Annotated in this window: 16 protein-coding genes; 11 read left to right on the forward strand and 5 right to left on the reverse strand. The window is 69.6% G+C overall.

Annotated features, from left to right (window positions below; genetic code table 11):
* Positions 1 to 155: 155 nt before the first annotated feature.
* Positions 156 to 1,394 carry an Ig-like domain-containing protein gene (locus tag ACFY1L_RS03330; protein WP_388818913.1) on the forward strand — a complete coding sequence of 413 codons (1,239 nt, stop codon included), beginning with the start codon at positions 156 to 158 and terminating at the stop codon, positions 1,392 to 1,394.
* Between the two features lie 166 nt (positions 1,395 to 1,560).
* Complete coding sequence (locus ACFY1L_RS03335; protein WP_388817389.1) at positions 1,561 to 2,946, forward strand: glycoside hydrolase family 16 protein; 1,386 nt, start codon at positions 1,561 to 1,563, stop codon at positions 2,944 to 2,946.
* A gap of 56 nt (positions 2,947 to 3,002) precedes the next feature.
* Here ACFY1L_RS03335 and ACFY1L_RS03340 read toward each other — a convergent pair whose 3' ends face one another.
* The 4 genes from ACFY1L_RS03340 to ACFY1L_RS03355 all read right to left on the reverse strand — a co-directional run bounded on the left by ACFY1L_RS03340 (position 3,003) and on the right by ACFY1L_RS03355 (position 7,311).
* Positions 3,003 to 4,025, reverse strand: coding sequence for a TolB family protein (locus tag ACFY1L_RS03340; RefSeq protein ID WP_388817392.1), 1,023 nt, complete (start codon positions 4,023 to 4,025; stop codon positions 3,003 to 3,005).
* Entirely contained in the window at positions 4,022 to 5,314 is a 1,293-nt protein-coding gene (locus tag ACFY1L_RS03345) for an MFS transporter (protein ID WP_388817395.1), read from the reverse strand. The genes ACFY1L_RS03340 and ACFY1L_RS03345 overlap by 4 nt, the downstream gene beginning before the upstream one ends.
* Positions 5,315 to 5,319: 5 nt before the next feature.
* On the reverse strand, positions 5,320 to 6,210 hold the full coding sequence (locus ACFY1L_RS03350; protein ID WP_388817398.1) for an alkaline phosphatase family protein: 891 nt from the start codon (positions 6,208 to 6,210) through the stop codon (positions 5,320 to 5,322).
* Positions 6,211 to 6,402: 192 nt separating this feature from the next.
* Positions 6,403 to 7,311 carry a helix-turn-helix domain-containing protein gene (locus ACFY1L_RS03355; RefSeq protein WP_388817401.1) on the reverse strand — a complete coding sequence of 303 codons (909 nt, stop codon included), beginning with the start codon at positions 7,309 to 7,311 and terminating at the stop codon, positions 6,403 to 6,405.
* A 146-nt stretch (positions 7,312 to 7,457) separates the two neighbouring features.
* Between ACFY1L_RS03355 and tkt the strand changes: the two genes are divergently transcribed.
* Genes tkt through ACFY1L_RS03390 form a run of 7 tightly spaced genes read left to right on the forward strand, consistent with a single transcriptional unit; the run spans position 7,458 to position 16,316 of the window.
* Positions 7,458 to 9,533: a transketolase gene (gene tkt, locus ACFY1L_RS03360; protein ID WP_388817404.1), complete on the forward strand. Its 2,076-nt coding sequence runs from the start codon at positions 7,458 to 7,460 to the stop codon at positions 9,531 to 9,533.
* A 19-nt stretch (positions 9,534 to 9,552) separates the two neighbouring features.
* Positions 9,553 to 10,698 (forward strand): transaldolase, encoded by a 1,146-nt coding sequence (gene tal / locus ACFY1L_RS03365; RefSeq protein ID WP_388817406.1) that lies wholly within the window; start codon positions 9,553 to 9,555, stop codon positions 10,696 to 10,698.
* A complete protein-coding gene (zwf, locus tag ACFY1L_RS03370; protein WP_388817409.1) occupies positions 10,695 to 12,248 on the forward strand; it encodes a glucose-6-phosphate dehydrogenase in 1,554 nt (517 codons plus the stop codon). Before tal ends, zwf begins: the two co-directional genes overlap by 4 nt.
* Positions 12,245 to 13,180 (forward strand): glucose-6-phosphate dehydrogenase assembly protein OpcA, encoded by a 936-nt coding sequence (opcA, locus tag ACFY1L_RS03375; protein ID WP_388817411.1) that lies wholly within the window; start codon positions 12,245 to 12,247, stop codon positions 13,178 to 13,180. The genes zwf and opcA overlap by 4 nt, the downstream gene beginning before the upstream one ends.
* On the forward strand, positions 13,173 to 14,843 hold the full coding sequence (gene pgi / locus ACFY1L_RS03380) for a glucose-6-phosphate isomerase (protein ID WP_388817414.1): 1,671 nt from the start codon (positions 13,173 to 13,175) through the stop codon (positions 14,841 to 14,843). Before opcA ends, pgi begins: the two co-directional genes overlap by 8 nt.
* A gap of 2 nt (positions 14,844 to 14,845) precedes the next feature.
* The gene (gene gnd, locus ACFY1L_RS03385; RefSeq protein ID WP_388817417.1) at positions 14,846 to 15,721 is read left to right on the forward strand and encodes a phosphogluconate dehydrogenase (NAD(+)-dependent, decarboxylating); all 876 of its coding nucleotides are present in this window, start codon (positions 14,846 to 14,848) and stop codon (positions 15,719 to 15,721) included.
* Positions 15,722 to 15,728: 7 nt separating this feature from the next.
* A complete protein-coding gene (locus tag ACFY1L_RS03390; protein WP_388817420.1) occupies positions 15,729 to 16,316 on the forward strand; it encodes a histidine phosphatase family protein in 588 nt (195 codons plus the stop codon).
* A 23-nt stretch (positions 16,317 to 16,339) separates the two neighbouring features.
* Here the strand turns inward: ACFY1L_RS03390 and ACFY1L_RS03395 are convergent, their stop codons facing one another.
* Positions 16,340 to 17,614 carry a lipase family protein gene (locus ACFY1L_RS03395; RefSeq protein WP_388817423.1) on the reverse strand — a complete coding sequence of 425 codons (1,275 nt, stop codon included), beginning with the start codon at positions 17,612 to 17,614 and terminating at the stop codon, positions 16,340 to 16,342.
* A gap of 321 nt (positions 17,615 to 17,935) precedes the next feature.
* Here ACFY1L_RS03395 and ACFY1L_RS03400 point away from each other — a divergent pair, with 321 nt between their 5' ends.
* Together ACFY1L_RS03400 and ACFY1L_RS03405 are read left to right on the forward strand one after the other, a co-directional pair.
* Positions 17,936 to 20,827, forward strand: a complete 2,892-nt coding sequence (locus ACFY1L_RS03400) for a peroxidase family protein (protein WP_388817426.1) — start codon at positions 17,936 to 17,938, stop codon at positions 20,825 to 20,827.
* A complete protein-coding gene (locus ACFY1L_RS03405; RefSeq protein ID WP_388817429.1) occupies positions 20,824 to 22,191 on the forward strand; it encodes a hypothetical protein in 1,368 nt (455 codons plus the stop codon). Before ACFY1L_RS03400 ends, ACFY1L_RS03405 begins: the two co-directional genes overlap by 4 nt.

Raw genomic sequence — 22,191 nt, forward strand, 5'->3', positions numbered from 1 at the left:
CACAATCCCGAGGGCTGAGACAACCGTGGTTTCGGGCCTTCTCAGGGCGACTCCTCACAGGAATCTCAGGAATCGGCCCGGAAATTCAAAGGATCAACAAATCTACGCGGCGCAGGATGCACCCGGAAAAGGTGGACATCCCAGAAAGGCCTGCCGTGGGCGTCTCGCACATATCGAACCGGTCCGAGCAGCAGTCGGAGAAGTGGTCCCGGCGCGGGCTGCTCGCGGTGCTCGGCATCGCACCGGCCGCCGCCGCACTGACCGGATGCAGCAGTTCGGCGGGCGCCTCGGAGGGGACGCCGAAGTCGGACACGTCCGCGAAGGCCGCCGCGAAGAAGCCCACCGTCTCGGTCACACCCGCCGACGGCACCAAGAAGGCCGCGTTCTCCAGCCCCGTCCAGGTCACCGTGACCGACGGCACCCTCGCTTCGGTGAAGGTCACCGGCAACGACGGCTCCACGCTGGCCGGTTCCTTCAACGACGCGAAGACCAGGTGGACTTCGGCGAAGAACCCGTACTCGGGCACGAAGTACACGGTCTCGGCCACACCGGAGGGCGCCTCGGCGCAGACCGCGACCTTCACCACCAGGTCGCCCGGTGAGACCTTCGTCGGCTACTTCACGCCCGAGGCGAACTCGACGTCCGGCGTCGGCATGCCCGTCTCGATCAACTTCACGCACGCCGTGAAGGACCGGGCCGCCGTCCAGAAGGCGATCACGGTGACCGCCGAACCCGCGGTCGAGGTCGTCGGCCACTGGTTCAGCGACACCCGGCTCGACTTCCGCCCGGAGACGTACTGGGCGGCCGGCACGAAAATCACCCTCGGCCTGCAACTGAAGGACATCGAAGGCTCGGACGGCGTCTACGGCGTCCAGCAGAAGGACGTCACCTTCCACATCGGCCGCGCGCAGATCAGCACGGTCGACCTGTCCGCCAAGGAGATGGTGGTCGAGCGGGACGGCAGCACGATCGCCACCTACCCGGTCAGCGGCGGCAACGCCCAGCACACCACCTGGTCCGGGATCATGGTGATCAGCGAGCGGTTCAAGCAGACCCGTATGGAGTCCTCGACGGTCGGGCTCGGCGACGAGTACGACATCTCCGACGTCCCGCACGCCCAGCGCCTGACCACCTCCGGAACCTTCGTGCACGGCAACTACTGGGCGTCCACCTCGGTGTTCGGTCACCAGAACACCAGCCACGGCTGCGTGGGCCTGCACGACGCCAAGGGCGCGAACGACAGCTCGGTGGCGGGCTACAAGTTCTACAACTCCTCGATGCTCGGCGACGTCGTCATCGTCAAGAACTCTGGCGAGAAGACGGTGGATCCGGCCAACGGCCTGAACGGCTGGAACCTGTCGTGGGCCGAGTGGAAGGCGGGGAGCGCGGTCTGACGCATACCCGCAGAAACACCATTCATGGGGTGAACTCACCTGCGAGGGAAGGACTTTCCTTGCTTTAACTCTTGACGGTGGAGATGGCCAGGAGCACATTGGGCCCACTTTGAGAGCGCTCTCAAAGCCACCCGCAGCCATCACCCCGTACCCGGGAGGCACCCCCATGAGTGCAACCTCCGGCATACCCAGACGGCGACGCTCACTCATCGCCGTACTCAGCACGATCGGACTGGCGGCCGCGCTCGCCACGGCCGCCACCCAGTCCGCCGACGCCTCCGCGCCCACTCCCCCGGCGGGCTGGTCACAGGTCTTCCTCGACGACTTCAACGGCTCCGCCGGTACCGGCGTCAACACCTCCAACTGGCAGTACGACACCGGGACTTCGTATCCCGGCGGCCCCGCCAACTGGGGCACCGGCGAGGTCGAGACGATGACGAACAGCACCAGCAACGTCGCGCTCGACGGCAACGGCAACCTGAAGATCACCCCGATCCGCAACTCGGCCGGAAACTGGACCTCGGGCCGTATCGAGACCCAGCGCACCGACTTCCAGCCCCCGGCCGGCGGCAAGCTGCGCGTCGAGGCCCGGATCCAGATGCCCAACGTCACCGGGACCGCGGCCGAGGGCTACTGGCCGGCGTTCTGGGCGCTGGGCGCCCCCTACCGCGGCAACTACCAGAACTGGCCGAGCGTCGGCGAGCTGGACATCATGGAGAACGTCCAGGGCATGAACAAGGTCTGGGCGACGATGCACTGCGGCACGAACCCGGGCGGGCCGTGCAACGAGACGACGGGCATCGGCAATTCGACCGCCTGCCCGAACACCACCTGCCAGTCGGGCTTCCACACCTACACCATGGAGTGGGACCGCTCGGTGAGCCCCGAGGCGATCCGCTTCTACGTCGACGGCGTCAACTACCACACCGTGACGGCCAGTCAGGTGGATGCCACCACCTGGGCCAACGCCACCAACCACGGCTTCTTCCTGATCCTGAACGTGGCGATGGGCGGCGCCTTCCCGGACGCCCTCGGCGGCGGCCTGGACGGCGACACACAGTCCGGTGTGCCCATGGTCGTCGACTACGTCCAGGTGCTCTCGGCGAGCGGGAGCGGCAGCACGACCCCGCCGTCCGGCAACCGTGACGCCTACAGCGCCATCCAGGCCGAGTCGTACGACAGCCAGTCCGGCATCAGCACGGAGACCACCTCCGACACCGGCGGCGGCTCGGACGTCGGCTACATCGCGAACGGCGACTGGGCCCTCTACAAGGGCGTCAACTTCGGCTCCACGGCGGCCACCCAGTTCTACGCCCGGGTGGCGAGCGGCGCGGCGAGCGGGGTGAGCGGCCTGGTCCAGGTGCGCCTCGACAGCGCCACGAGCACCCCCATCGGCAGCTTCTCGATCGCCAACACGGGCGGCTGGCAGACCTGGCAGACGGTCCCGGCCAACATCAGCTCGGTGACGGGCACGCACGACGTGTATCTGACCTTCAGCAGCGGCCAGTCGGCGGACTTCGTGAACGTGAACTGGTTCGACTTCGGGCACTGAGCGGTGTGTCGACGATGCCCCGCGAGGCCGGTGCGGCTTCGCGGGGCATCGGCCCCTCACCCCAGATAGGCGGGGGCGAGGGCGGAGGTCATCAGGCGGCGCGCCGTGCCGGTGCCGTCGGCGGGGACGGTCCACAGGTCCGAGCCGTAGTCGCCGGGGAGGGAGTAGACGAGGGTGGAGTCGTCGGCCCACAGAGCCTGGTCGTCGATGTTGCGCGACTCGGCGGTCGCCGTCTCCTTCATGGTGCGCAGGTTCAGGACGTACAGCCGCCAAGGGGCGTCGGGGGAGGCGCCCTTGACGCGTTTCTTGTAGGCGATGCGGGTGCCGTCGGGTGAGAGGGAGGGGCATTCGACGTTGCCGTGCAGGGTGGTGAGGGTGCGTGCGGTGACGTCGCCCCGGACGAGGTAGGTCCGGCCGCCGGTCGCCAGCGTGGCGTAGAAGCGGTTGTCGTCGGCGAAGGTGACGCCCCAGATGTTGATGTCCGCGGCATGGTAGGACCGGCCGTCCTTGACGACGCGGAAGGTCTCCAGGTTGTCGTCGATCGCCCAGGTGCGGGTGTCGACGACGGCGGTGCGGGTGGAGAAGTCGGTGCCGGCGTAGGAGTCTCCGCTGACGAAGACCGTCCAGGCGACCATGTGGCCGGAGGGTGAGACCCGGGCCCGGGTGGGGATGCCGGCCGCCGAGAAGCTGTGCCGCTGGTGCAGGTGCGCGTCGAGCACCACCGCTCGGTAGGTGTCCGTCAGCGGGCCGTGCACGGCCTGCAGGCAGATGCCGGTACCGGCCGCCGCGTGGAAACGCAGGCACTTCACGCCGGACACGGTGCGCGGGCCCTGCGGATCGTCGGCGGGCACGGTGGCGATCTCGTCGCGGTGCGGGCCCCAGGCCAGGTTGCGCACCAGCAGTCGCCGTTGGGTGGCCGGCCGGAGCGAGACGGTGCCGGTCTTCACCGTCGGACCGTCCGCCTGCTGCTGGTCCTTCATGCCCGACCGGTGGGCGGCGTACAGCACCGACCCGGTGCCGACCGCGCCGAGCAGGACGACGGCGACCAGCAGGATCACCAGGCGGGTTGTTCGGGTCATGCGGACACCTCATCGGCGGTTGCGGGCGCCTCGTCGGCGGTACGGAGGACGAACGAGGCCACGACGGCGCTGACGGCCAGCGCGGCGGCGGTGACGGCGAGCGCGGTCCGCCCGCCCCACAGGCTCCAGGCCGCACCGAAGGCGAGCGAGCAGGCGAACCGGGCCAGCGCCTGCCCGGTGCCCACCAACGCCTGCCCGGCGCCCTGGTGTTGTGCCGGAACAGCTCCCGCGGTGGCGGCTGCGAGCACGCCGTCGGTGGATGCGTAGAAGGTGCCGTGCAGCACGAGGACGGCGACCACGGCCGGGATCCCGTGCCACGGGGAGAGCACCAGGCCGTAGCCGAGCAGCAGGACGCCGTGGCCGGCCAGGAAGAGCCGGCGGCGGCTGACGCGGTCGGCGAGGGCGCCGAGCGGGACCGCGAGCAGCAGGAAGAAGGCGGCGGTGCCCAGCGGCAGCAGCGGGAACAGGTGGGCGGGCAGGTCCCCTTCGCGCTGGAGCAGCAGATACAGGAAGGAGTCGCTGACGGTGGTCAGGCCGAGCAGGGCCGCGCACACGGTGAGCCGGCGCAGTTCCGGACGGCGCAGCAGCCCGATCGCGTCCCGCAGCGCGGGCCGGGCCGGTTCGGGCGGTCGTACGGCATCGGCGGGGGCGGCGATGCGGCGGGGCACGAAGAGCACCAGGACCAGGACGCCGAGTGCGGCGACGCAGCCGCTGACCGCGAAGACCGCGTCATAGCCGTCGACGGTGGCCCGCAGTACCGCGAAGGCGACGAGGGGGCCGAGCAGTGCGCCGGTGGTGTCCATGGCGCGGTGCACCCCGAACGCCCGTCCCCGGTGCTCGGGTTCGGTGGCCAGCGAGATCATCGCGTCCCGGGGGGCCGTGCGCAGGCCCTTGCCGGTGCGGTCGGCCGCGAGTACGGCGCTGAGCACGGGGAGGGTGTGGGCGAGCAGCAGGAACGGCTTGCACAGTGCCGACAGGCCGTAGCCGAGGCCCGCCACGACCTTGTGCCGCCGGCCTCCCCGGTCGGCGAGATGGCCGCCAGCCAGCCGGACCAGGGCCCCGACGCCGTTGTTGATGCCGTCGAGGAACCCGAAACCGAGGGGCGAGAGGCCCAGGCCCGCGACCACGTAGAGCGGCAGGACTGCCGTGATCATCTCCGAGGAGATGTCCGTGATGAGGCTGACCGCACCCAGGGCCAGCACGGTGCCGGGCACGGCGGCCGACCGCCGCCCCGGACGGGAGTCCGGGACGACGGCGGCCTTGGTGCTGCGGGAGTCCGCGAGATACACGGGCGTCAGTTCCAGATGCCGGTGATGTCGGAGGCCGAGGCGGCGTTGCCCGCGTGCGCGCTCAGACCGGCCAGGTCCTCCACGGTCCGCAGGACGTTGTAGTGGTTGTAGGTGGTCGAGCTGGAGCTCCCGGGAGTGACGTGCTGTCCGTAGAAGACGGTGGGGATGCGGTTGCCGGACTGCTTGTTGTCCTCGTCGAAGGTGACGGCGAGGATGCTGTTGTGCGTCTTGGCCCAGGTGGCGTACGCGCCCAGGTTGTTCTTGATCCAGGTGTCGCCCGTGGAGACCGAGCAGTCGTGCATGTCACTGCACAGGTTCGGGGTGACGAACGAGACCTTGGGCAGGGTCGTGTAGTCGGTCGGGAACTGCGCGAACGTCATCGCGGTGTTGGTCGGCACGTTGGAGAAGCCGAACCAGGGGTTGTGCTTCTGCGCGTAGTTGCCACTGCTGCAGGTCGTCGAACCCTGGCTGGGCAGCGACTCGTTGTAGCTCTTCCAGGTCTTTCCGGCGGCGATCAGCTCGGACGCCAGGTTGGGTGCGGAGATGGACCCGACGCTGACACAACTGTCGTCGGTGCGGCCCTGGTTGGAGCCCGAGAACAGCATGTAGTAGTTCGGCTCGCTGGGGTGGGTGAGGCCGTAGGACTGGGTGAGGTTGGCGCCACCCGCCTTGAGGGTGTTGTTGATGTACGGGGCGCTGGAGCTGCCGATCACCTGGGAGTAGGCGTGGTTCTCCATCACCACGACCACCACGTGGTCGGGGGTCGGAAGAGCGGCGGCCTGAGCGGTGGAGGCCGTGACGGCCCACAGCCCGATCGAGGTGGCGGTGAGGGCGACGGCCCCGGCGAGAGCGGTGAGGGAACGGCGGTTGCGCTTGGGTGCCTTGACGGCGGTCATGACTGTCCTCCGGACAGAAGTGACGGACGCGCGGGGGGAGGCGCCGTAACGCTAGAGGTCCTGTGCCGGAACTGAGTGAAGGCCAGAAGAACCGTGGGACCCGCCGGGCAAAGATCACGCCACGCACAGGCAACGCACAGCAAAGCCCGGGTCAAGCAGGCGCCAACTCCCCGTCCGCGCCTGCCCGTTCCGTCAGCGCAGCTCCGCCCGGAACGCGGCCGGCGTCATCTCCGTGTGCTGGTGGAAGAACTTGGAGAAGTTCGCCGCGTCCGGGAAGCCGACCGCCGCGCCGACACGGCCGATCGGTATGTCCGTGTGGGCAAGGAGGCGCTTGGCCTCGAGGACCACCCGCTTGTCGATGAAGCCCTTGGGGGTCTCGCCGGTGGCGGCGCGGACCGCGCGCACGAGGGTGCGGCGGGAGTAGCCGAGGGAGTCGGCGTAGGCGCTGACGCTGTGGTTGGTGGCGAAGTTCTTCTCCACGGCGTCGCGGAAGAGGGTGAACGTCGTGTCCGACTGGCGGCGGACCGCCTCCGCGGAGCTGGCGGCCAGGTGGGCGAGGCGCAGCAGGAACGCCGTCAGGGAGTGGCGCAGCACCGCGGTGTGCAGGCTCAGCGGCAGGGTCGTGGTGTCCTCGTACTCGCGTCGGAGCTGGGCGAGCGCCGACTGCAGAGCGGTCAGTTGCGGCCCGTCGGGGTGGAGCAGCGGCGGCAGGTCGTAGCGGTAGAGGCCGGTGGCCTCCACCGTGGCGCGGGGCAGGAAGCCGGGCTGCATGGTCAGGACGGTTCCGCGGTACTCGCTCGTGCGCGAGAAGCGGTGGACCTGGCCGGGGCGGATCCACAGCAGGTCGCCGGCCGCCGCCTGGTACTCGGCGAAGTCGATCATGTGGCGGACGGGGGCGCCGTCGAAGAGCATCACCACATGGAAGTCGATGCGGTGCACGCGCTCCAGCGGTGCCCCCTCGGCGTGCCAGGGGCGGTCGAGCCCCATCGGGCCGACGTGCATGCCGACTCCGCCCACGCTCAGCTCAACCGGGAAAGGGAACGTTCGAATGCCGTCCACCCCTCCGTCACCGTCTCCACCTTGGATGGTTCTGTCCGCCATGTCCTTCTCACGCCGCCCGGCCGAAGCCCTCCGTGTCCCACTTTCACCACAGGCTGACACACGGCGACCTTCCCCCTTAAAAGTCAGACTTTTAAGTTTGAACGCAACCGAGCCGAATCCCCTCTTCGATCGAGGACTTCTTGAAGATGAGTACGCAGACACCGGACAGCTTCGAATGGACCGAACTCGACCGGCGCGCCGTCGACACCGCCCGTCTGCTGGCGGCTGACGCGGTACAGAAGGTCGGCAACGGCCACCCGGGCACCGCGATGAGCCTCGCCCCGGCCGCGTACACGATCTTTCAGAAGTTGATGCGTCACGATCCCGCCGACCCCGAGTGGACCGGCCGGGATCGTTTCGTTCTCTCCCCCGGCCACACCTCGCTGACCCTCTACACCCAGCTGTTCCTCTCCGGGTACGAGGTCGAGCTGGACGACCTGAAGGCCTTCCGGACCCACGGCTCCAAGACGCCCGGCCACCCCGAGTACGGGCACACCGCCGGCGTCGAGACCACCACCGGGCCGCTCGGCCAGGGTGTCGCGAACGCGGTCGGCATGGCGATGGCCGCCCGTTACGAGCGCGGTCTGTTCGACCCGGAGACGGCCGAGGGCGAGTCCCCGTTCGACCACACCATCTGGGCGATCGTCTCCGACGGCGACCTGGAGGAGGGCGTCTCCGCCGAGGCCTCCTCGCTCGCCGGCCACCAGAAGCTCGGCAACCTGGTCTTCCTCTACGACGACAACCACATCTCCATCGAGGGCGACACCGCGACCGCGTTCTCCGAGGACGTACTGAAGCGCTACGAGGCCTACGGCTGGCACGTGCAGCGCGTCGAGCCCGCACTCGGCGGCGACATCGACGTACCGGCCCTGTACACGGCGCTGAAGGCCGCGCAGGCCGAGACCGAGCGGCCGTCCATCGTCGCGATGCGCACGATCATCGCCTGGCCCGCCCCGAACGCGCAGAACACCGAGGCCTCCCACGGCTCCGCGCTCGGCGCCGAGGAGATCGCCGCCACCAAGCGCATCCTCGGCTTCGACCCCGAGCAGTCCTTCCAGGTCGACGCCGATGTTCTGGCCCACACACGCGAGGCCCTCGACCGCGGTGCCCAGGCGCACTCCCTCTGGGACAAGCACCTCGAACAGTGGCGCTGGGACCAGCCCGCGCGCGCACGCCTCTTCGACCGGATCGTCGCCGGTCAGCTCCCCGAGGGCTGGGAGGACGCCGTGCCGGTCTTCGAGGAGGGCAAGTCGGTCGCCACCCGCGCCGCCTCCGGCAAGGTGCTGCAGGCGCTCGGTGCCGTGCTCCCCGAGCTGTGGGGCGGCTCCGCCGACCTGGCCGGCTCGAACAACACCACCATCGACAAGACGTCGTCCTTCCTGCCGGAGGGAAACCCGCTGCCCGAGGCCGACCCGTACGGCCGTACCGTCCACTTCGGCATCCGCGAGTTCTCGATGGCCGCGGAGATGAACGGCATCGCCCTGCACGGCAACACCCGCATCTACGGCGGCACCTTCCTGGTGTTCTCCGACTACATGCGCAACGCGGTGCGGATGTCGGCCCTCATGCAGCTCCCGGTGACATACGTCTGGACCCATGACTCCATCGGTCTCGGCGAGGACGGCCCGACCCACCAGCCGGTCGAGCACCTTGCCTCGCTGCGCGCCATCCCGGGCCTGAACATCGTCCGCCCGGCCGACGCCAACGAGACCGCCATCGCCTGGGCCGAGATCCTCAAGCGGCACGCGACGAACCCGGCCCCGCACGGCCTCGCGCTCACCCGTCAGGGCGTGCCGACCTACGCGCCCAACCCCGATGCGGCCAAGGGCGGTTACGTCCTCGAGGAGTCCTCGAAGGAGACCCCGGACGTCGTCCTCATCGCCACCGGCTCCGAGGTCCAGCTCGCCGTCGCCGCGCGCGAGCAGCTGGAGGCCGAGGGGATCGGTACGCGTGTCGTGTCGATGCCGTCCGTGGAGTGGTTCGAGGAGCAGCCGCGCGAGTACCGCGAGCAGGTCCTTCCGCCGTCCGTGCGAGCCCGCGTCGCCGTCGAGGCCGGCATCGGTCTGACGTGGTACCGGTTCACAGGTGACGCAGGACGCATCGTCTCCCTCGAGCACTTCGGCGCCTCCGCTGACGCCAAGACCCTGTTCGCCGAGTTCGGCTTCACCCCCGAGAACGTCGCCGCCGCAGCCAGGGAATCCCTGGCCGCCGCCCGCGGTTGATCCGATCGCCAGAAAGAAGATGATCAAAGTGACCGAAGCAACCGCCACTGCGGGAGCCCTGAAGCGCCTCAGCGACGAAGGCGTCTCCATCTGGCTGGACGACCTGTCGCGCCGGCGGATCGAGTCCGGCAACCTCGCCGAGCTCGTCGAGAACAGCAACGTGGTGGGCGTGACCACCAACCCGTCCATCTTCCAGGCCGCCATCGGCTCCGGCGAGGGCTACGAGGAGCAGCTCGCCGACCTGGCCGTCCGCGGCGTCACGGTCGACGAGGCCGTGCGGATGACGACCACCGCCGACGTCCGTGCCGCCGCCGACATCCTGCGGCCCGTGTACGACGCCACCGACGGCCGCGACGGCCGGGTCTCCATCGAGGTCGACCCCCGTCTCGCCCACAACACCAAGGCGACGATCGCCGAGGCCAAGCAGCTCGCCTGGCTGGTCGACCGCCCGAACGTCATGATCAAGATCCCGGCGACCAAGGCGGGCCTCCCGGCGATCACCGAGGTCATCGGCCTCGGCATCAGCGTCAACGTCACGCTGATCTTCTCGCTGGAGCGCTACCGCGAGGTCATGGACGCCTATCTGGCGGGCCTGGAGAAGGCCGCCAAGAAGGGCCTGGACCTCTCCACGATCCACTCCGTGGCCTCCTTCTTCGTCTCCCGCGTCGACTCCGAGATCGACAAGCGCCTGACGGTGCTGGGCACGGACGCGGCCCTCGCGCTCAAGGGCAAGGCCGCCCTCGCGAACGCCCGGCTCGCCTACGAGGCCTACGAGGACGTCTTCTCGGGTGAGCGCTGGACCGCCCTGGCCGGCGCCAAGGCCAACAAGCAGCGCCCCCTGTGGGCCTCGACCGGCGTGAAGGACCCGGCGTACAAGGACACCCTGTACGTCGACGAGCTGGTCGCTCCCGGCACCGTCAACACGATGCCGGAGGCCACTCTCAACGCCACCGCCGACCACGGCGTGATCACCGGCGACACGGTGACCGGCGGATACGCACAGGCCCGCGCCGACATCGCCGCCGTGGAAACGCTCGGGATCTCCTACGACGAGGTCGTGCAGCAGCTCGAGGACGAGGGCGTCGCCAAGTTCGAGGTGGCCTGGCAGGACCTGCTGAACGCCGTCACCAAGTCCCTGGACAGCAAGGGAGTTGAGACGGAATGACCGAGCAAGTCGCGGTCGAGTCGGCCCTCGACTGGACCAACCCCCTGCGCGACGAGCGCGACCGCCGTCTCCCCCGCATCGCGGGCCCGTCCGGCCTCGTCATCTTCGGTGTCACCGGCGACCTGTCCCGCAAGAAGCTGATGCCGGCCGTCTACGACCTCGCCAACCGCGGCATGCTGCCGCCGGGTTTCTCGCTCGTCGGGTTCGCCCGCCGGGACTGGGAGGACCAGGACTTCGCGCAGGTCGTGCACGACTCCGTCCGTGAGCACGCCCGCACCGAGTTCCGCGAGGAGGTCTGGCAGCAGCTCGCCGAGGGCATGCGGTTCATCCCCGGCGACTTCGACGACGACACGGCCTTCGACCAGCTGCGCCGGACCGTCGACGACCTGGACAAGGCCCGCGGTACCAGCGGCAACTACGCCTTCTACCTCTCCGTACCGCCGAAGTTCTTCCCGAAGGTCGTCCAGCAGCTGAAGAAGCACGGTCTCGCGGACGCGCCCGAGGGTTCCTGGCGGCGCGCGGTCATCGAGAAGCCCTTCGGGCGCGACCTCGGGACGGCCCGCGAGCTGAACGCGCTCGTGCACGACGTGTTCGAGCCGGACCAGGTGTTCCGCATCGACCACTACCTGGGCAAGGAGACCGTCCAGAACATCCTGGCGCTCCGCTTCGCCAACCAGATGTACGAGCCCATCTGGAACCGGTCGTACGTCGACCACATCCAGATCACCATGGCCGAGGACATCGGCATCGGCGGCCGGGCCGGCTACTACGACGGCATCGGCGCCGCCCGTGACGTCATCCAGAACCACCTGCTCCAGCTGATGGCGCTCACCGCCATGGAGGAGCCCATCGCCTTCGACGCCGAGTCGCTGCTCACCGAGAAGCTCAAGGTGCTGAAGTCGGTGCGGCTGCCGGAGAACCTGGGCGAGCACACGGTTCTGGCGCAGTACGCGGAGGGCTGGCAGGGCGGTGCGAAGGTCGCCGGCTACCTCGAGGAAGAGGGCATCGACCCGAACTCGAAGACCGACACCTACGCGGCCATCAAGCTCGAGGTGGACAACCGCCGCTGGGCGGGCATCCCCTTCTACCTGCGCACCGGCAAGCGCCTGGGCCGCCGGGTCACCGAGATCGCGGTCGTCTTCAAGCGGGCGCCGCACTCCCCCTTCGACTCCAGCGCCACGGAGGAGCTCGGCCAGAACGCGATCGTCATCCGCGTCCAGCCGGACGAGGGCATGACCGTCCGGTTCGGCTCCAAGGTGCCGGGCACCTCGATGGAGATCCGGGACGTGTCCATGGACTTCGCCTACGGCGAGTCGTTCACGGAGTCCAGCCCGGAGGCGTACGAGCGGCTCATCCTGGATGTGCTGCTCGGCGACGCCAACCTGTTCCCCCGTCACCAGGAAGTGGAAGAGTCCTGGAAGATCCTCGACCCGATCGAGGAGTACTGGGCGCGGCACGGCAAGCCGGCGCAGTACCCCTCGGGCAGCTGGGGACCCGAGGAAGCCGACGAGATGCTCGCACGAGACGGACGGAGCTGGCGCAGGCCATGAAGATCGACCTGACCGACACCACGGCAAGCAAGATCAACAAGGCGCTGGTGCAGGGCCGCCGCGCCATCGGGACGCCCGCCGTGGGCATGGTCCTGACGATGGTGATCGTCACGGACGAGGAGAACGCCTACGACGCGATCAAGGCGGCCGAGGAGGCCTCGCACGAGCACCCCTCGCGCACCCTGGTCGTCATCAAGCGGCACGCCCGCACCCCGCGCGACCGCATGGCGTCCAAGCTGGACGCCGAGGTGCGGGTGGGTGCCGACGCCGGTACCGGCGAGACGGTCATCCTGCGCACCTACGGCGAGGTCTCCGACCACGCCGACTCGGTCGTGCTGCCGCTGCTGCTGCCGGACGCGCCGGTCGTCGTGTGGTGGCCGGTGGACGCCCCGGAGGTGCCCGCCAAGGACCCGCTCGGCGCCCTCGCGCAGCGCAGGATCACCGACCTGTACGCGGTCGAGAACCCGCTCGCGGCGCTGGAGCAGCGGGCCCGCTCCTACTCGCCCGGCGACACCGACCTCGCCTGGACCCGGCTGACGCCGTGGCGCTCGATGCTGGCCGCGGCCCTCGACCAGGCCCGCACGAGGATCGTCTCCGGGGCCGTGGAGGCCGAGGCCGAGAACCCGGCCGCCGAGCTGCTGGCGCGCTGGCTGGAGGCGCGGCTGCACGTGAAGATCGACCGTGTCGTGACCGCCGGCCCGGTCGTCACCGCGGTCCGCCTGGGCACCCAGAACGGCGAGATCGTCATCGACCGTCCCGAGGGCCCGCTGGCCACGCTGACCCTGCCGGGCCAGCCCTCGCGCACCCTCGCGCTCAAGGTCCGCACCACCTCCGAACTCATCGCCGAGGAGCTTCGCCGCCTCGACGCGGACGAGATGTACGCCGTCGCCCTGCGGGGCGAGGCCACCAAGGAGACCGCCTCTCATGTCTGACTCTTCGTCCGACTCCCCCAGGCTCACCCGGCGCCCCGAGTGGACCGCCCTGGAGGACCACCGTGCGGACGCGCTGCAACGCCCGCGGCTGCGCGAGCTGTTCGCGGCGGATCCCTCCCGCGCCGAGCGGTACGTCGTGCGCGTCGGTGACCTGCGCATCGACTACTCCAAGCACCTCATCGACGACGAGACCCTCGCCCTGCTGCAGGAACTGGCCGCCGCCACCGACGTGTTCGGGCTGCGCGACGCCATGTTCCGCGGCGAGCGGATCAACGTCACCGAGGACCGGGCCGTGCTGCACACCGCGCTGCGGGCGCCCCGGGACGCGGTGATCGAGGTCGACGGCGAGAACGTCGTGCCCGGGGTCCACGCCGTGCTGGACAAGATGAGCGACTTCGCCGAGCGCGTCCGCTCCGGCGCCTGGACCGGCCACACCGGCAAGCGCATCAAGAACGTCGTCAACATCGGCATCGGCGGCTCGGATCTCGGTCCGGCGATGGCGTACGAGGCCCTGCGCACCTTCACGGCACGGGAGTTGACGTTCCGTTTCGTCTCGAACGTCGACGGCTCGGACCTCCATGAGGCGGTGCGGGACCTGGACCCGGCGGAGACGCTGTTCATCGTCGCGTCCAAGACGTTCACCACGATCGAGACGATCACCAACGCCACGTCGGCCCGCACCTGGCTGCTGCACGGCCCGGGCGGTCTCGGCAAGGACAAGGCGGTCGCCAAGCACTTCGTGGCGCTGTCGACGAACGCCGGGAAGGTCACCGAGTTCGGCATCGACCCGGACAACATGTTCGAGTTCTGGGACTGGGTCGGCGGCCGCTACTCCTACGACTCCGCGATCGGTCTGTCCCTGATGATCGCGATCGGCCCGGACCGCTTCCGGGAGATGCTCGACGGCTTCCGCATCGTCGACGAGCACTTCAGGACCGCACCCGCGGAGGCCAACGCCCCGCTGATCCTTGGCCTGTTGGGCATCTGGTACGGCAACTTCTTCCACGCCGAGTCCCATGCGGTGCTGCCGTACAGCCACTACCTGTCGAAGTTCACGGCGTATCTGCAGCAGCTGGACATGGAGTCCAACGGCAAGTCCGTGGACCGCGACGGCCATGTGGTCGGGTGGGAGACCGGTCCGGTGGTGTGGGGCACGCCCGGCACCAACGGGCAGCACGCCTACTACCAGTTGATCCACCAGGGCACCCGGCTGATCCCCGCGGACCTGATCGGGTTCGCGCGTCCGGCGGCCGAGCTGAGCGACGAACTCAAGACCCAGCACGACCTGTTGATGGCCAACCTGTTCGCGCAGGGCCAGGCGCTGGCCTTCGGCAAGACCGCCGAGGAGGTGCGCGCGGAGGGCGTTCCCGAGGCACAGGTGCCGCACCGCACCTTCCTGGGCAACCACCCGACGACAACGATCCTGGCGCGCGAGCTGACCCCGTCGGTGCTCGGCCAGCTCATCGCTCTCTACGAGCACAAGGTGTTCGTCCAGGGCGCCGTGTGGAACATCGACTCCTTCGACCAGTGGGGCGTCGAGCTCGGCAAGGTGCTCGCCAAGCGCGTCGAACCCGCACTCACCGAAGGCGCGGAAGTCCCCGGCCTCGACCCCTCCACCACCGCTCTCGTGGCCGCGTACCGCGAGCTCAAGGAAGTGAACTGACCATGCAGATCGGACTCATCGGGCTCGGCAAGATGGGCGGCAACATGCGCGAGCGGCTCCGCCGCGCCGGCCACACCGTCATCGGCTACGACCGCAACCCCGACCTCTCCGACGCGGCGAGCCTCGCCGAACTGGTCGACAAACTCGAAGCCCCGCGCGTGGTCTGGGTGATGGTCCCGGCCGGCGCCGCCACCCAGTCCGTCGTCGACGAGCTCGGCGGCCTCCTCTCCCCCGGCGACACGGTCGTCGACGGCGGCAACTCCCGCTGGACGGACGACGAGAAGCACGCCGAGGAGCTGGGCGCCAAGGGCATCGGCTTCGTCGACGCCGGTGTCTCCGGCGGTGTGTGGGGCCTGCAGAACGGCTACGCGCTGATGGTCGGCGGCGACAAGGAGCACGTCGAGCGGCTCCAGCCGATCTTCGAGGCGCTCAAGCCGGAGGGCCCGTACGGCTATGTCCACGCGGGCAAGGTCGGCGCCGGGCACTTCTCCAAGATGGTCCACAACGGCATCGAGTACGCCATGATGCAGGCCTACGCCGAGGGCTGGGAGCTGCTGGAGAAGATCGACTCGGTGGACAGCGTCCGCGAGGTCTTCCGCTCCTGGCAGGACGGCACGGTCATCCGCTCCTGGCTGCTGGACCTGGCCGTCAACGCACTGGACGAGGACGAGCACCTGGACAAGCTGAAGGGCTTCGCGCAGGACTCGGGTGAGGGCCGCTGGACCGTCGAGGCGGCCATCGACAACGCGGTCCCGCTGCCCACGATCACCGCCTCCCTCTTCGCGCGGTTCTCCTCCCGCCAGGACGACTCGCCGCAGATGAAGATGATCGCGGCCCTGCGCAACCAGTTCGGCGGGCACGCCGTCGAATCGAAGTAGGCGCGTCGTGGGGGACCTTCTCCTGGTCCGCCACGGCGAGACGGAGTGGAGCGTGTCGGGCCAGCACACCAGCTGGACCGACCTGCCCCTCACCCAGCACGGTGAGGAGCAGGCCAAGTCCCTCGCTCCACTCCTCTCGCAGCGGACCTACGCACTCGCCCTGACCAGCCCGCTCGGCCGCGCCATACGCACCGCCGAACTCGCGGGCATCACCGGGACGTTCGTCGAACCCGACCTGCACGAGTGGGACTACGGCGCCTACGAGGGCATCACCACCGTCGAGATCCACCGCACCCGCGCCGACTGGGACCTGTGGACCGACGGCGTACCGCCCGGCCCGGACGGACACCCCGGCGAGACGCCCGAGCAGATCGGCCTGCGCGCCGACCGCGTGCTGTCCCGGGTGGCCGCGGCACTGCCCGACGGCGACGTGATCCTGGTGGCGCACGCCCATTTCCTACGGGTCCTGACGGCCCGTCGGCTGGGTCTGCCGCCCGCGGACGGACGGCTCTTCCAGCTGGCGACGGGCACGGTCAGCCGTCTGTCGACCGAGCACGACCGCCCGGTGATCGCCGAGTGGAACAGCCGGCCGTAGCCGACGAACTCTCCTGGCCCGGGCTACAGCACGTCTCCGAACTCGCTCAACACCCCAGGTGGGGCAAGCGCGTTGACGTAGTGGCCCGGGCCGTGGTCGTCGAAGGAGTACTTGAAGGGGATCGTGCGGGTCAGAGCCAGACGGGTGGCGAAGAACGCCAGCGGCGCCACGACGGCGAGACCCGCCAGGCTGTCCATCTGGGGGTAGTGCAGGCCCGGTTCGGTGACCTCCGTCCAGCCCTCCCCGCCGGCATGCAGCAGGGGGCGTACGGACCGCCGCACCCCTTCGGTGACGCGTACCAGCAGCCCTCCCCAGTCCCGTTCGACGGCCGTGCGCAGCACGTCGCTCGGCAGGGTCAGGCCGTCGATCGCCGACTCGGCGGCGAAGGTGAGCGCGGCGTCGACAGGCCCGTGCCGCCTGCGGTAGTGGAACTCGCGGCCGAACTGGGCGTACGGGCCGACCGGCCTGGGCGGCAGGGCGGGGACGACGTCCCGGTCGAAGATGTAGCGGATCAGCCGGTCGCGCAGTACGTACGTGTCGTGCGGGCCGGGCATCTCCTCGCAGGCGCGGGCCAGGTCGGGCCCGCCGACCATGGGCTGGCCGAAGGTGTAGACGCCCTTGAGCTTCTCGGCGATGTGCCAGTAGCGCGGCTCGTGGACGAGCGTGATTGCCATGATCGCGGCCATGGCGGCGCCGAGGCTGTGCCCGGTGATGTAGAGGGCCTCCAGGCCGCCGCCCCGGGTGCCCTGCCTGCCGGGGTCCAAGGACTCGCCGCGCACGGCGCGGTCCAGGGCCTCGATGACCAGATGCCGGGTGGCCCGGACGTTGCGGTAGAAGCCGGCGTGGACCTCGTACTTCCGGCCCTCCAGTTCGACGGCGAGCATCTCCGGGCGTACGTCGGCGTCGGTCAGGATGCTGATGATGTCCTCGGGCTGGGTGCCGCGGTAGCAGAGGATCGCGACCCTGCGGTCCTTGTCCTGGACGAGATAGGCGGCGGAGGCGATGTACATGGCGTCCACGCGCTGCTCGAAGGCCCGGCAGTCGTTCTCCTCCAGGCCGAGCCGGGTCATGATCATGGAGAGGGTCTGCACGTCGCTGTGCTGCTCGAATCCGGCGTACGAGTAGGCCGCGCAGGTCGCGAGCACGTGCGGGACGACTCCGTCCACGTCGGGCTGGTGCTTGTCCTCGACGAGCCGCTCCACCAGGTCGGGGTAGACCGGGAAGCTGCTCGGATCGGTCTCGGGTTTGCAGGGGCGCAGCGCGGTGTAGCTGGGCCCTTTGACGTATGTGTCCCGCATGTGGGACCTCCCCCGGTCGTCTGCGGGTGGTGAGCACACCACCGGTGCCCTGAGCCGTCAACCGAGAAGGAGTCGTTCCCCGGCCACGGCGGGGGCGGCGGATGGGGTTGCTGGGAAGCGGTGACGCCCCCGGTGCGGGCACGGCACGTTACGGCCCCCTCACACGCTCGGCTGACGTGCGCAAATGCCGCTCGGCATGCAATTGTTCGCATGGGGCGCAAGGTGGCGCAGATCGGCGCGAACCATCGCTGCGAGCGCTCCGGGGCACCGGTAGCGTGCAGGCCCCTGTCCCGTACGTATCCGTACGTAAGGAAACGACCGATGGCCGAGACCGGGCGGCAAGAACCGCAGTATGAGCGGTACGAAGGCGGTAGTCCCGAGGCGGAACGGCTGGTGTTCGCGCAGCTGGCCGCCGAGTTGATGAAGGTGCAGGTCAGGAACCGGCGGGCGGGAGGCGGCGGGATCGCCCGGACCTTCCATGCCAAGGCGCCGGTGGCCGTGGACAATGCGCGGCTGCGCTTCCACGACGATCTGCCGGCGGCGCTCAGGATGGGGTTCGCCCAGCCGGGCGCCGAGTATCCGGCGACGGTACGGCTGTCCAACGCGAGCGGCATCCGGCAGGGCGACGGCTCGCCCGACCTGCGCGGGGCGGCCGTACGTGTGCAGGTGTCGGACGAGGAGAGCCACGACCTGCTGGCGACGAGCTATCCCGTCTCGCACGCCCGCAACGCGCGGGAGTTCGTGGCCTTCGCGAAGGCGATGGCGGGGGCACGGAGTCCGGTGCAGAAGGCGTTCGGGCTGTTCGTGAAGCTGCCGCTGGCCGTGGGCCTCGGCACCGCGAACCGGATGCGCCGCAATGTGCGCGCGGCCACCCGGCACACCGTCAACTCCCTTGCCGGCGAGACCTTCTGGAGCCGCGGGGCGATCCTGTGGGGCGAGGCGGGACCGGTGCGGTTCCTGTTCCGGCCCGCACCCGGCAGCCCGGCGGCGCCCGCGCCGGACCGCCGCGACCCCGACCTGCTGCACCGCGAGTTCACGCGCCGGCTGGCGCAGCACGACGTCAGCTACGACCTGTGCGTGCAGCGGTTCGTGGACGAGCAGCGCACACCGGTCGAGGACGCCTCGGTGGAGTGGAAGGACGCCGTCGCGCCCGCGATCGCCGTGGCCCGGCTCACCATTCCCAGTCAGGACCTGAACACCGCGGAGGCCCGCGCGACCGTCCGCCGCATCGAGGACCTCGCCTTCAACCCCTGGTACACCACGGACGAGTTCCGCCCGCTCGGCAACATCAACCGGGCTCGCAAGGCCGCCTATCAGTCGGCGAGCGCGCACCGGCTGGGGTTGAAGTTCGTCACCGAGGAGCCCTTGCGCAACCGGATCCTCGGCCGCCCCACGGAGGCGGCGTTCGCGCTGCTGAACCGGTATGTCCCCTGGCACCGGCTGCCGTTGCAGCTGAGCCTGTTGAACCTGGTGTTCCTGCGCAAGGTGCTGCGCCGCCTCAACCTGATCGACACCGAGCCGCGCGAGGCACCGCCGAAGGCCCAGCGGGTGCCGGCGCCGATCCCGGAGCGGCTGCGCGGCGAGCGGTCGTACGACGGGACGTACAACGATCTGTCGGACCCGAAGATGGGCGCGGTCGGCGCGGCCTTCGGACGCAACCTGAAGCCGGACTACCGGCCCGACCTCTTCGACACCCCGAACCCGGTCACGGTCAGCCGCCAACTCCTGTACCGCGAGAGCTTCGTGCCGGCGACCTCCCTCAACATCCTTGCCGCCGCCTGGATCCAGTTCCAGGTGCACGACTGGGTCAACCACCGCCGCTACAAGCCCGGCGAGCGCAGCGTCGAGGTGCCGCTGCCGCCCGGCAGCGGGCCCTGGCACAACACGCCCGGCGGGCCGGGCGAGAACGTGATGCGGTTCGCGGAGAACGAGGGCATCGAGGTGCCGGGCCGCCCGCCGATCCTGTTCGCCAACAACGCCTCCCACTGGTGGGACGGCTCCGAGGTGTACGGCGAGGACGAACAGACCGCCCGCTTCCTGCGCGAGGCCGACGGCCGTGCCGAACTCCGCCTGGAGGACGGCCACTTGCCCGGCGGCAGCAACGGCCACATCCCGCTCACCGGCTTCAACGAGAGCTGGTGGATGGGCCTGAGCGCCATGCACACCCTGTTCGCCCGCGAGCACAACGCGGTGTGCGCCGCGCTGCGCGCCGAGTACCCCTCGATGAACGAGGAGCGGATCTACCAGACGGCCCGGCTCGTGGTCTCCGCGCTGATCGCGAAGATCCACACGGTGGAGTGGACGCCGGCGATCCTCGCGACGCAGGCGATCGACATCGGACTGAAGACCAACTGGCAGGGCCCGCCGCAGAATTGGCTCAACCAGCTGGGCCTGTGGCTGTTCGAGGCGCACTCGCTGACGGGCATCCCCAAGACCCTGCCGGACCACCACGCCGCGCCGTACTCGCTGACGGAGGACTTCGTCACCGTCTACCGCATGCACCCGCTGGTCCCGGACGACTTCGAGCTGCGCGAGCACCACTTCGGGCAGCGTCTGGAGACGGTGGGCTTCCTGGACATCCAGGGCGGCGCCGCCGAGTCGCAGATCCGCAAGACGGGCCTGGCGAACACCCTGTACTCGTTCGGCATCGCCCACCCGGGTGCGATCACGCTGCACAACTACCCTCGTGCGCTGCAGCAGTTCGAGCGGGACGGGGAGATCATCGACCTGTCGGTGGTGGACCTCGTACGGACCCGTCGGCGTGGCGTCCCGCGCTACAACGACTTCCGCGAGGGCCTGCACAAGCCGCGCATCCGCTCCTTCGAGGAGCTCACGGAGCACGCCGAGACGCTGGCCCGGCTGAAGGACGTCTACCGCTCGGTCGACGAGATCGACACGGTGGTGGGCCTGTTCGGGGAGAACCCGCCGACCGGCTTCGGTTTCAGCGACACGGCCTTCCGCATCTTCATCCTGATGGCGACCCGGCGCCTGCAGTCCGACCGCTTCCTCAACGTCGACTACCGGCCCGAGGTCTACACCCCGCTCGGTATCGACTGGGTGGAGCGGGGCGGCATGGACTCCGTGATCCAGCGGCACTGCCCGGAGCTGACGGCGCTGCTGCCGCGTGGGGCGAGCGCGTTCGCGCCGTGGCGGACGGTGCGGCCGACGAGCGACGGCGACCTGGACGGCGAGCACGAACGGGGCCGTGAATGACGACAGTCGACGGCCACCCGGGGCTGGCCGACCTCCTCGGCCGGCCCCTGCTGGACACGGTCTGGCACCGGCGCACCCACCGCGTCAGCCGCGGGGCCTCGGTGCCGGCCGGGTCGATGAGCTACCGCTCCACGCACACCCAGCAGCCGCTGTCGGAGCTGGAGGAGGCGGTGCTGATCGCGATCACCGGCTGCACCGGCCTCACCATGCCGGACCGCCCCTTCGAGGACCCGCGCGACGGCAAACCCATCATGGCCAAGCCCAACCTGACCATGGCCGGCCGGACCGCGGGCAGCCCGGACAACGCGCAGGGCACCCACTTCTTCATGATCAACGACACGGGCACGTACTACCTGCGCAAGCTGCCGCCCGCTCCTCAAGAGCCGTTCGACGCCGAGACGTTGGCGGCCCGGGCGGCACAGTCCAAGGTGAAGGTCCTGGACCACCGGCTCGACGTACCGCAGAACAGGCGGGACTTCCCGGCGTACCTGGACTCGAACCGCTTCCTGTCCAACCTCGCCGGAACGACGGTGTTCCTCCCGGTGGTCGACCTCTCCCACCAGTACATCAACGCGCTGATGTACCTGCTGACGCAGCCGGACGGGGCCCGTCCGACCCTCGTGGACGACCGCAACTTCTACCGCCCGGCCGGGGTGAAGAAGTGGGTCGAGAACGGTTTCCTGAACGCCGACCTGAAGCTCCCGCTCGGCGCCCTGGGCCCCATGCGCACGCAGATCGAGGCCGACCTGCTCCTCCAGAACCTGATGCTGACGGCGGAGGCGATGGGACTCGGCGCCTGGATCCACGCGTCGATCAACCCCCAAATCGCGCTGGGAGACCCGAAGTTCTCCCGGGCGTACGGCAGAATGCTCGGCTTCACCTTCGTCACCCCGCGCTGGCGCCTGGCGGACCTGTGGCGCTGGCACGTCCCGCTGCCGAAGTACGCGAACCTGCGCTCGCACCCGGTGGGGCTGACGTCCAAAGAGGGCGAGACGCTCATCGCCGCCGCGTGTCCACCGGCCCACAAGTCCATGGCGGACGCTGTGGATTCGGTGATCCGCTCGAAGTTCGGCACCGGCGGGATCTACACCGACAAGGATGTCTTCACCCGTATCTACAAGGAGGACTACGGGCAGCGCTATCTCGCGGAGGCCAGCGAGTACGAGGAGCGGGTGATCGACTGCGCCCGCGACATCTGCGAGTACATCATCCGCACCCACCGCCGCTTCCCGGCGCACACGGACGCGATCCACGTGCCGGGAATCTGGCTGCAGGCCCATCACGTGGAACGGGAGTACTACGAGCGGTTCTTCGTGAACGGGCTGACGGACAGGCACCGGCGGCACGCGGAGCTGTGGGATTAG

Source organism: Streptomyces sp. NPDC001663 (assembly GCF_042893105.1).
GTDB lineage: Bacteria > Actinomycetota > Actinomycetes > Streptomycetales > Streptomycetaceae > Streptomyces.

Excerpts from the sequence above, each read along its gene's own strand:
- ACFY1L_RS03350 (WP_388817398.1), bottom strand. The coding sequence starts at position 6,210 with ATGACCGCCGTCAAGGCACCCAAGCGCAACCGCCGTTCCCTCACCGCT.
- tkt (WP_388817404.1), top strand. The coding sequence starts at position 7,458 with ATGAGTACGCAGACACCGGACAGCTTCGAATGGACCGAACTCGACCGG.
- ACFY1L_RS03340 (WP_388817392.1), bottom strand. The coding sequence starts at position 4,025 with ATGACCCGAACAACCCGCCTGGTGATCCTGCTGGTCGCCGTCGTCCTG.
- ACFY1L_RS03400 (WP_388817426.1), top strand. The coding sequence starts at position 17,936 with ATGGCCGAGACCGGGCGGCAAGAACCGCAGTATGAGCGGTACGAAGGC.
- ACFY1L_RS03355 (WP_388817401.1), bottom strand. The coding sequence starts at position 7,311 with ATGGCGGACAGAACCATCCAAGGTGGAGACGGTGACGGAGGGGTGGAC.
- tal (WP_388817406.1), top strand. The coding sequence starts at position 9,553 with ATGATCAAAGTGACCGAAGCAACCGCCACTGCGGGAGCCCTGAAGCGC.
- ACFY1L_RS03395 (WP_388817423.1), bottom strand. The coding sequence starts at position 17,614 with ATGCGGGACACATACGTCAAAGGGCCCAGCTACACCGCGCTGCGCCCC.
- opcA (WP_388817411.1), top strand. The coding sequence starts at position 12,245 with ATGAAGATCGACCTGACCGACACCACGGCAAGCAAGATCAACAAGGCG.
- zwf (WP_388817409.1), top strand. The coding sequence starts at position 10,695 with ATGACCGAGCAAGTCGCGGTCGAGTCGGCCCTCGACTGGACCAACCCC.
- ACFY1L_RS03335 (WP_388817389.1), top strand. The coding sequence starts at position 1,561 with ATGAGTGCAACCTCCGGCATACCCAGACGGCGACGCTCACTCATCGCC.
- ACFY1L_RS03405 (WP_388817429.1), top strand. The coding sequence starts at position 20,824 with ATGACGACAGTCGACGGCCACCCGGGGCTGGCCGACCTCCTCGGCCGG.
- gnd (WP_388817417.1), top strand. The coding sequence starts at position 14,846 with ATGCAGATCGGACTCATCGGGCTCGGCAAGATGGGCGGCAACATGCGC.
- pgi (WP_388817414.1), top strand. The coding sequence starts at position 13,173 with ATGTCTGACTCTTCGTCCGACTCCCCCAGGCTCACCCGGCGCCCCGAG.